Source organism: Deinococcus cellulosilyticus NBRC 106333 = KACC 11606 (assembly GCF_007990775.1).
Taxonomy (GTDB): domain Bacteria; phylum Deinococcota; class Deinococci; order Deinococcales; family Deinococcaceae; genus Deinococcus_C; species Deinococcus_C cellulosilyticus.
Genome location: NZ_BJXB01000014.1, coordinates 161,988 through 171,390, shown reverse-complemented (window position 1 = coordinate 171,390; position 9,403 = coordinate 161,988). Strand labels below are relative to the sequence as shown.

Sequence of the window (9,403 nt, the reverse complement as noted above, 5' to 3'; positions counted from 1 at the left end):
AGCGCAGAGCCGAGGGCCGAGGGCATGATAAGCAAAAGCCCAGGCATACAATCAGCGCAAAATGCTGATGCAGAAGCGTTGCAGATCAGCCCTCGGCCCTCGGCAATTCCGTATGCTCAACTTTCATGCTGCCTCACCCTCCTGTGAGGTATACTGCCCATTGCGTCACCGGGGGTGCCCCACATGTTGCACGTTCAAAGTGCATCGGGGCTGAGATCATACCCCATCACCTGATCTGGTTCGGACCAGCGGAGGGAGAGTGCACACCCAAGTCAGGCATTCTCTCCTTTCGACGCGAAAGGAGATTTTTTCATGAGAAAGACCCTGCTTTTCACCCTGTCCCTGCTCGCCACTGCGCAGGCCGCCGAACTGCGCGTGGTCACCCACAGTTCTTTCAACCTCGACAAGAAACTGCTTGCCAAATTTGAGCAGGACAATGGGGTCAAACTGCAATTCATTGAGGCTGGAGACGCCGGAGAGATGGTCTCCAAACTGATCCTCACCAGGAGTGCCCCCATTGCAGATGTGGTGTACGGCATCGACAACACCCTGCTGTCCAGAGCACTGGATGCAGACATTCTGGCCCCTTACCAGTCCCCTGCCCTGAAGAATGTGCCCAAAAAGTACCTCTTGAATGGTGCCTTCAATCCCATCGATTACGGCCATGTGGCCCTCAACATCGACAAGGCCTACTTCCAGAAGAACAAACTGGCCCTCCCAAAAACCCTGAAGGACCTGCTGAAACCCGAGTACAAAAACCTGCTGGTCGTGGAGAACCCCGCCACTTCCAGTCCAGGTCTGGCGTTCCTGCTTGCGACCATCAAGGAACTCGGAGAAAAAGGGGCTTACAGCTTCTGGGCCGGCCTGCGGGACAATGGGGTGAAAGTCGCCAGAGGCTGGGATGATGCCTACTACACCGAATTCAGCAAGAACGGTGGCTCACGCCCGATTGTGGTCAGTTACTCCTCCTCCCCTGCTGCCGAGGTCTTCTACGCCGAGAAAAAACCCCAGAGCAGCCCCACTGCGAACCTCTTCCTGCCCGGGAGCACCTTCCTGCAGGTGGAAGGCGCAGCCCTGATCAAAGGGGGCAAGAACGTCGAGATGGCGAAGAAATTCATCGATTTCCTGCTCTCGAAAGAAGCTCAGAGTGACATCCCAACCCAGATGTGGGTCTACCCCGTCATCCCTGGCATCAAACTGGACGCCACCTACCGTTACGCCGCCACCCCGGTGTACACCAAGACCCTGACCCCCAAAGAGATTGCTGCAGGACAACAGAAATGGGTGGAGAACTGGAGCAAGGTGGTGCTCCGGAACGCCGATCCGAAGGATCTGTGATCCCCCCTCACCTCGCTTTGCTCGGTGGTCCCCCCTTAACGAAGGGGGGTTGGTGGATGACTGGATTGAAAAGCATGCCAGGCGCACATCCAGTCCTCCTTCCTTAAGGGGGACAGCTTCAAGCAGAATGCGATAAGCAGGGGGATCTGGCCCCAAGCCCTCTCAAACGCCCACACCGTCCCCCAAAGCTGGCGGGGACCGTCCCGAGTGAAACGAGGGACAGGGGGATCTGGCCTCAGCAACCCCAGACAAGGAAACCTCATGCAGCGTCCCATGACCACCTTCCTCCTGGCCCTGATCCCTGTGGGATTTCTGGGCTTTTTTCTGGTGTATCCCTTTGTCCGGGCCATTCTCGCAGGGGTGGAGGCTGGTTTTGTGGAGCAGTTGCGCTCTGTGCTGGGGGAAAAGTACTACTGGGAACGGATCGGCTGGTCCCTGCAGCAGGCCACGTATTCCAGCGTTCTTTCTGCGCTGCTGGGGGTTCCGGCAGCACTGACGCTGGCAAAATACAATTTTCCTTTCAAAAGAGGCCTGATGCGTGTTCTGATGCTGCCCCTGGTGACTCCGGGCATTGTGGCTGCGATGGGGATTCTCAGTCTGGTGGGGGCCAGAGGGCTCACGGGCCTGCACCTGCAGGACACGGCTTTTCTGGTGATTCTGGGGAATGTCTTTTACAACCAGTCCCTGATTGTGCGTTTTGTGCATGCGGGCCTCATGCGCATTCCTGCAAATGCCGTGCAGGCTGCGCAGGTGCTGGGGGCAAGCCGCTTCAGGGTGCTCCTGAGGGTGATTTTGCCTCTGGTGCTGCCCCATCTGCTGGGGGCGTTCAGTCTGGTGTTCCTGTACTGTTTCAGCAGTTTCTCCCTGGCCTTGCTGCTTGGAGGACAGAAGTACAGCACGCTGGAAGTGGAGATCTACACCCTGACCCTGTATCAGCTGGACCTGTCGAGGGCGGGCATTCTGGTGCTGATTCAGTTTCTGATCACTGGACTGGCTGCCCTGGTTTACACGGCCCTGCAGAAACGCACATCCACCACCGGAGAATTTCGGGCCAGGGTCCTGCCTGCGCCCCGTGGAGTGCAGTGGCTGGAAGTGGCTTTCTGGGTGGGCCTGACCGGGGTGATTGCTCTGGCTCCTCTGCTGAGTGTGTTTCTCAAAAGTGTGCTTGGACAGGAGGGGTTCACCTGGCAGTTTTATCAGGGCATCCTCACTTCAGACACGCTGAAGGCCCTGTGGAACACCCTGCGTTTTTCGGTGGCTGCCATGCTGCTGTCTCTGGTTGTGGGTGGCTTGCAGGCCGTTGTGACCTTCAGGAGGGCCAGTCCTGCCGTGGATGCCCTGAGCATGCTGCCCTTTCTGGTGTCGATGGTCAGTGTCAGTGTGGGGTACCTGCTGGCCTACCCTGGCCTCAGTGGAAGCCTGACCCTGCTGATTGGTGCATACACGCTGCTGGCCTATCCTTTCGTGACCCGCACGGTTCTTGCAGGCCTCAGGACCCTCAGCCCTGCCATGGTGCAGAGTGCCAGGGTGCTGGGGGCAAGCCCCATTCGGGTCTGGATGCGTGTCACTCTGCCGCTTTTGAAAGGCAGCATCCGCACTGGCGCGGCTTTTGCCCTGGCAAGCGCCATCGGGGAGTTTGCAGCCACCCTGATTCTGCAGCGGCCAGAGTGGACGACCCTCAGCACCCTGATCTACCAGACCCTGGGGAGGCCCGGAGCACAGAACCTGGGGCAGGCTGCAGCATTATCCAGTATGCTTTTAGGCATCACCTATCTGGCGTTCCGGGTGCTTGAGGAAGATGCTGCAGGTCAGAACAGTTTCTAAACAATATGGTCAGACGCTGGCCCTCTCAAAGGTCAGTTTCAACATGCAGGACGGAGAGACCCTGGCCATCCTGGGTCCTTCTGGCTGCGGAAAGTCCACCTTGCTGCGTGTGCTGGCAGGGCTGGAGCACCCAGATCAGGGGGATGTTCTGTGGGACGATCAGGAGATCACCCACCTGCCTCCAGAAAAGAGACTGTTTTCGCTGGTGTTTCAGGACTACGCCCTGTTTCCGCACCTGAATGTGCTTGCCAACGTGATGTTCGGCCTGATTGAGCGCAAAACACCCAGGAAACAGGCCGGGCAGGTGGCCCTGGATTGGCTGGAAAAAGTCAATCTGCAGGGCCTGGAGCGCCGCAGAGTCACTGAACTTTCTGGAGGGCAACAGCAGCGTGTGGCGGTTGCCAGAGCCCTCGCCGTGAACCCCAGGCTCCTGCTCCTTGATGAACCTTTTTCGAACCTGGACCAGCAACTGCGGGAGGAGGTGCAGAACGAACTCCTCGCCACCCTCAGGGAAACCCGCAGCAGCACCATTCTGGTCACCCACGACCAGCAGGAGGCGTTCAAACTGGCTTCCCGGGTGATCGTGATGCGGGAAGGAAAAATCGAGCAGGTGGGCACCCCCAGCGACCTGTACCACCATCCTGAAAGCAGGTGGGTGGCGAACTTTCTGGGCCATGACAACGTGTTCGATGATTTTTTCATTCCCCAGTACGCTTTCAAGCTCGATGCCACCGAAAAAGCAGCCAGGGTGCTCTCCATCGAGCGTCTGGGCCGTGAAATTGCGGCCCAGGTGGACCTGCAAAACACCCAGTACACCATCCATTTCAGTGAGCGTGAGGCCTTTGACTGGCAGATCAGAGCGGGCTCAAGCCTGCCCCTGAGAATTGACCGGCAACTGGTGCAGAGGTTCCGGCCATGATCTGCTACGTGCTGATCAACGGCGAACTGCACCCCACAGCGCACATGCAGCACATCCTTGAAACCTCCCCCCCGGACCTGGTGGTGGTTGCCGATGGAGGCATCCAGCATGTTGAAACCCTGGGAGTGAAACCCGACGTATGGATGGGCGATTTTGATTCCACACCGGAAGAAGCCCTGCACAGGTACCCCGATCTGGAGCGCATCCCCTACCCCGCAGACAAAGACCTGCTGGATTCAGAAATTGCCCTGGAGTACGCCCTGGAGCGAGGTGCAAAAACCGTCATTGTCTGGGGCGCACTGGGAGGCAGGACAGACCACACGCTGGCTGCCATCCTGCTCGCCACCCGCTTTCCCCAGATCCAGCTCATGCTGCACAGTGGAACAGAGAGTGTCCATCCCCTGCACCCACACCAGCCTTTGATCCTCAGCACTGTCCTGGAGCAGACCCTCAGTGTGCTGTCCATCCTGCCCCTCCACCACCTGAACATCCGGGGGGTGCGCTGGGAACTTTTTGACGCGAATGTGGAACGCGGCTCAGGCTGGACCATGAGCAATGTGGCGGTGGGAGATCAGGTCAACATCTGGATTGAACAGGGGCTGGGCGTGGTGATTGTGCAACATGAATGATCTGATGCTCTGACATTCATGCAATCGCGACAATTTCAATAGGCCAAAATCCTCTGATCTGACATCATGGCTTTCTCTATGATGGAAATCAGGAGATATGTATGACCAGAGAAATGATTTTGAGTGGACACCGAACTGTAACTGTGATTCTTGGCCTGATTCTTTTGATCCATGTGCTCACGATCATTTCCAGTCTGCTGCAGGGAAATTTTGGGCTTCCCCAGTTGATTCGGGTGGGACTCACCTTCTGGCTGGCCTGGAGTGTTTATCGCGGGAGTGCTGTGGCCCGATGGATCATGGTGGTCCTGCTGGTGTTTGCAGCCATCACCACCTTCAATGGAGGCATGCACCTGACGGAATTGAGTGCCAGGGTCTCTGAAACCCTGCAAAACCCAGGGGCGCTGAAGGGCGTCATTTTCATGGCTTACGGGATGGCCACCGCTTATGGTCTGTCAGCCATTGCCCTGGCTTTCATGCCCAATGTGAAGGCCTATTTTGCTTACGTCCAGGGGCAGGCTTCCTGACGCCAGCCCCTTTGTGGGCACTCAACATGAAAAATCCCTCTCCAGCTGGAGAGGGATTTCAAACAGATGAAATTCAGTACTCGATCCCGAGCACCTTGTACTTCAGCTGGCGTTTGCCTTCGTCGAGGTTCACGACAAAGGAATCGCCGGTTCTGCGTCCAAGCAGCTGGGTGCCGACCGGGCTGTCTTCGGAGACGATGGCCCGACCGAGCACTTTGGCTTCGGAGGCACTGACCAGTTGCACTTTGAGCTGCTTGCCGGTCTTTTCGTCTTCGAGGGTGACGTAGGCTCCGAGGTTGACGCTTTCTTCCTTGAGATCCGCAGGAGAAATGATCTTGGCCCGAAGGAGCATGTCCTCAAGTTCTTCAATGCGGGTTTCAATGTTCAGTTTTTCGCGTTTGGCCTCTTCGAGACCATTGTCTTCCAGGTCATCGGCGGCTTCCATCTGCTCGCTGAGAATGCGAGTGGCTTCTGCGAGGCGCTCTTGTTCTTGTTCCAGCGTCCTTTTCAGGCGCTCAAAACCTTCCTGAGTGAGTTTTACTTCGCGGCTCACCGTTACCTCCGAGAGTGGGGTTCAGATTGATGCCCGACATTGTGCCACAGTTTTTGCAAATACACAATACACATTTGTCTGGTGCGGGTGAAAATTCGTGCGGGCGAAGGATCGTTTTCAGACCTTCACCCGCTTTGAGGGCTTCGCTGCTGGCTGTGCCACAGGAAGGAGAGGACTATTCGATGAGGCCCAGACGCTCAATCAGATGCTGCAATTTGGCCCTGGTGGTGCGGTTCAGACAGGCCGAGGTGCGCTCACACAGGCTGACGTACTGGAACAGGCCGTCACTGAGGCGGGCCCGGTAGAACACAGCATCCAGACGGCTCAGGGTGGTGTTGCACAGGTCACACATCACTGCGTGTTTGGCGTGTTTTTCCAGGGGTTCGAGTTCCAGCAGGCGGTCTCCGTAGACCACGGCCAGTTTCCCGCCATCTACAGCGTACAGGCCGAGGGTCGGGGCCGAGGGGCCCTCCTCCGGGTACAGTTTGCGGGCTGTGTCCGGGAAGAGTTCAAACAACAAATCTCGCTCGGTGTGGTCTGGCACCCTTCAATTATAGAGAATGCACCCGGTCAAAATAAGTGAGAAAATGAGGTATTTCTGGCTTCAGAACAGGGTAAAATAGACGTTGGAGTTTTGGTTTCTGCTCCCGGAGAGGACACCTGACAGACCCATGCGTGAACGCTACAAGAACATCTCGGGGATCATTCTGCGGCGCACCACCACCCCGAGCGGGGACATGATTGTCTCGCTGCTCACGCCCAGAGGCAAATTCAAGGGTGTGAGCCGCAAGGCCGCCCCCTCCCCCAGCACCCTCAAACTGAACCTCTTTCAGCACGTCACCGTGCAGATGTACAACAGGCAACAGGAAGACCTCGGCCTGCTCACCCAGGTGAAACTGGAAGGGGCCCTCTCGCAACTGGTGAAACCCGAAGTCTACCCCCTGGCCAGTTTTCTGTGTGAACTGGTGGACCATGTGGTGGAAGGGGAAATGGACATCCCCCAGACCTATGACCTGCTGGCCGGAGCCCTGCGCGGCCTGAATTCCCACCCTGATCCTGAATGGGTTTCGCTGGTGATGGGGTTCAAACTGCTGGGCAGTCTGGGCATGGCCCACCGCACCGAAGATGCAGATGGACCATTCTTTGATGCAGATCGGGGCGTGATCACCCGCAAAACCGGAGGTCTGCGCCTCTCTCCAGACAGTGCAGCTTTCATGACCTCGGTCCATCAGCGCAGTGTGCGGGACCTGATGGAGCATCCCCTCACCGACCGCAAGGACATCTGGATGGCCCTCGAAAAATTCATTGTGATCCACGCCGGAGTGCTGAAGTCTTTTGATGTGCTGCGCTCGGTGCAGTAGATCTTTCAGCGGTCAGCCATCAGCTTTCAGCAAAAGAAATCCCCATGCTTTTGCAACAGGCCATAAAAAGTTGATCCTGAGCTGGAAAAGCGTCTGTGATGTCTGGCTGAAGTAAAAGCGTACATGTGTTTTTGTGCTGACCGCTGAAAGCTGATGGCTGACGGCTTGCTGCAGGGACAACGACCCATCAGCGACTTTTCACTGTCCCTGACCCTACCCCAGCAGGATGGGGGCTTCAACTTTCAGCAGTTCGGGCTCCCCTTCAGGTCCGACCTTCCAGACCCCTTCACCGTAAGTGTGGACCAGTTCCCCGTCCTGGAAGCAGGCAGCGGCGTTCTCATCGAGGCCCCATGCTTCCTGCACGTACAGTTCCTGGGCGGCGGCCTGCAGTTCAGCCTGCCCTTCCCACTCGCTGAAATGGGGGAAAACCAGGGTGGTGAGAAATCCGAAACCTGGCAGGTAACGGGGCTGTTCAGGGCCTGAGCGGTCCTCTTCGGGAATCAGGCAGGTCAGGCAACTGAGGATGGCTCCAGCGGAAATCCCGATGTAGGGCACACCAGAGCGAACTTTCTCACGGATCAGGTCAGCGAGGTTTGAGACCACATAATGCTGCTGGTACAGGTAGGTGTCGCCCCCTGCAACCAGAATCCCGGTGGCAGACTGCAGGATCTCTGTGGCCTGCTCCAGGTTCAGCACCCCGTCTTCCTCACCGATGAAGCGCACTTCCTGGGCTCCGGCCTCCAGAAAAGTCTGCAAATAATGGGGAGCGTATCTGGGCCAATTCGCCCCTGCACACAGCACAGCAATCCGGGCTTCATTTCCGGCCAGTGCCATAAAATCCTGGACCACCCTTGGCAGGGCCGGGGTGTTTCCAAGCAGAAAAAGATGCATCAAAAATCCTCCTGTATGTTCATTTCATGCGCTGGTGCAGAATCAGGGCCCCGCCCAGTGTGGCTGGAATCCCTCCGCCCGGGTGCACGCTTGTTCCGGCAAGCCAGACGCCCCGGTAACGGTGTCCCGGCACATGAAACGGGCCAGCACGCCATGCAGAATTCAGCCGACCGTAAATCGCCCCTCCCCATGCCCCCCATCTGGAAAGCTGGAAGGGGTCCAGCAAAGCAACATCCTGCATTTTATCCTGAATGGAAACCTGAAGAACAGACTCCACCCTGTGGAGTTGCTCCTGCAGCCAGGGATGCCCGGCATCGAAACGCTGTCCATCTGGAGCTGCGGTCAGACCAATGGACAGCACAGGCAATCTGTTCTCTGGATAGATGTGGTGGGGTCGGTAATGGTTGACAAAAACCATCGGAGAGGCCGTCTGCCTGAGGTTTTGCAGGTCCCGGGCCAGTGCGCGGGTGCTTTCTGGAAGGATCACACTGTGAAAAGGCAGCTCCAGTTCTTCCTGCAGCACCGCGTACAGCACCACCCCACTGCAGCTCAGGCGTGCAGGTTTTTGCACCTGTTCACCCATCAGGACCCTCAGGCGTTCGAAGTCCAGGGTGGAGATGACTGTGCCAGAAAAAAAGCCTGCTGTGGTGTCAATGCGGTCTGGTTTCACTTTTGTGACCGGGGTGTGCTCCAGAATCTGCACCCCCAGATGCACACAGGCCGCCTTGAGGCGCAGCACAAGCTCATGGATGCCTCCCACGGGGACCCGCAGGTCCTGCAGCATGGCATGGGGCACCAGGGCGTGCAGGGCACTGGCCTCTTCCGGGGATGCCCCTGTGTTCAGTGCGTAAACGGCCAGGGCCTCTTCAAGGTCAGACTCAAGCTGCAGAGCACGCAAATAGGCACGAGCCGTCAGTTGCCCGCGCAGTTCTGAAAAAAGGTGTGCTCCAAGCTGGCGAAACTTTGCTGACTGCAAATCAGGAGGGGTATAGAGCAGTGCTTCAATGGTGGAGGTCAGCCTGGAAGCCCGCTTTTCGTAGTGGTCCCAGTCTTCACGAGGCTCAACAGGAGGCAGAGAAAGCGGTTCTTTGCCATGATGCACCCCCAGCGAGTCCAGCTGAACAAAAGGCAATGCAGCCCACTCTGGCAGACCAGCAGTCTGAAAAAGCCTGTCCCACACCCCAGGGAAACTCCAGACCGCAGGACCCGTGTCGATCCTCTGGCCCTGCAGATGGATGCGGGCACTCTTGCCGCCACAGGTTTCTGCTTCAAACAGGGTGACTTTGCGGCCTCTGGAAGCAGCAAGAAGGGCAGAAGCCAGGCCGGACAGCCCTCCTCCCAGGACAAGCACCTCTTTTGTCATC

10 protein-coding genes and 1 riboswitch are annotated in these 9,403 nt (G+C 57.5%); of the genes, 6 read left to right on the top strand and 4 right to left on the bottom strand.

Going from position 1 to position 9,403, the window contains the following annotated elements; translation table 11 throughout:
• Positions 1-160: 160 nt before the first annotated feature.
• A riboswitch (TPP riboswitch) is annotated at positions 161-275 on the top strand.
• A gap of 37 nt (positions 276-312) precedes the next feature.
• The 5 genes from DC3_RS16255 (at position 313) to DC3_RS16235 (ending at position 5,234) form a co-directional block, all read left to right on the top strand.
• Positions 313-1,338: a thiamine ABC transporter substrate-binding protein gene (locus DC3_RS16255; protein WP_146886108.1), complete on the top strand. Its 1,026-nt coding sequence runs from the start codon at positions 313-315 to the stop codon at positions 1,336-1,338.
• Between the two features lie 261 nt (positions 1,339-1,599).
• Positions 1,600-3,162, top strand: a complete 1,563-nt coding sequence (locus DC3_RS16250; RefSeq protein WP_146886106.1) for an ABC transporter permease — start codon at positions 1,600-1,602, stop codon at positions 3,160-3,162.
• Positions 3,137-4,081, top strand: coding sequence for an ABC transporter ATP-binding protein (locus DC3_RS16245; RefSeq protein ID WP_146886104.1), 945 nt, complete (start codon positions 3,137-3,139; stop codon positions 4,079-4,081). The genes DC3_RS16250 and DC3_RS16245 overlap by 26 nt, the downstream gene beginning before the upstream one ends.
• On the top strand, positions 4,078-4,710 hold the full coding sequence (locus DC3_RS16240) for a thiamine diphosphokinase (protein ID WP_146886102.1): 633 nt from the start codon (positions 4,078-4,080) through the stop codon (positions 4,708-4,710). Before DC3_RS16245 ends, DC3_RS16240 begins: the two co-directional genes overlap by 4 nt.
• Before the next feature lie 101 nt (positions 4,711-4,811).
• The gene (locus tag DC3_RS16235) at positions 4,812-5,234 is read left to right on the top strand and encodes a hypothetical protein (RefSeq protein WP_146886100.1); all 423 of its coding nucleotides are present in this window, start codon (positions 4,812-4,814) and stop codon (positions 5,232-5,234) included.
• A gap of 73 nt (positions 5,235-5,307) precedes the next feature.
• On the opposite strand, the gene DC3_RS16230 is transcribed toward DC3_RS16235, so the two are convergent.
• Together DC3_RS16230 and DC3_RS16225 are read right to left on the bottom strand one after the other, a co-directional pair.
• Complete coding sequence (locus DC3_RS16230) at positions 5,308-5,787, bottom strand: GreA/GreB family elongation factor (protein ID WP_146886098.1); 480 nt, start codon at positions 5,785-5,787, stop codon at positions 5,308-5,310.
• Between the two features lie 175 nt (positions 5,788-5,962).
• On the bottom strand, positions 5,963-6,331 hold the full coding sequence (locus tag DC3_RS16225) for a hypothetical protein (RefSeq protein ID WP_146886096.1): 369 nt from the start codon (positions 6,329-6,331) through the stop codon (positions 5,963-5,965).
• A gap of 127 nt (positions 6,332-6,458) precedes the next feature.
• Between DC3_RS16225 and recO the strand changes: the two genes are divergently transcribed.
• On the top strand, positions 6,459-7,148 hold the full coding sequence (gene recO, locus DC3_RS16220) for a DNA repair protein RecO (protein WP_146886094.1): 690 nt from the start codon (positions 6,459-6,461) through the stop codon (positions 7,146-7,148).
• A gap of 213 nt (positions 7,149-7,361) precedes the next feature.
• Here recO and DC3_RS16215 read toward each other — a convergent pair whose 3' ends face one another.
• Together DC3_RS16215 and DC3_RS16210 are read right to left on the bottom strand one after the other, a co-directional pair.
• The gene (locus DC3_RS16215; RefSeq protein WP_146886092.1) at positions 7,362-8,039 is read right to left on the bottom strand and encodes a Type 1 glutamine amidotransferase-like domain-containing protein; all 678 of its coding nucleotides are present in this window, start codon (positions 8,037-8,039) and stop codon (positions 7,362-7,364) included.
• A gap of 19 nt (positions 8,040-8,058) precedes the next feature.
• Positions 8,059-9,402 (bottom strand): phytoene desaturase family protein, encoded by a 1,344-nt coding sequence (locus DC3_RS16210; protein WP_146886091.1) that lies wholly within the window; start codon positions 9,400-9,402, stop codon positions 8,059-8,061.
• Between the last annotated feature and the right edge of the window lies 1 nt (position 9,403).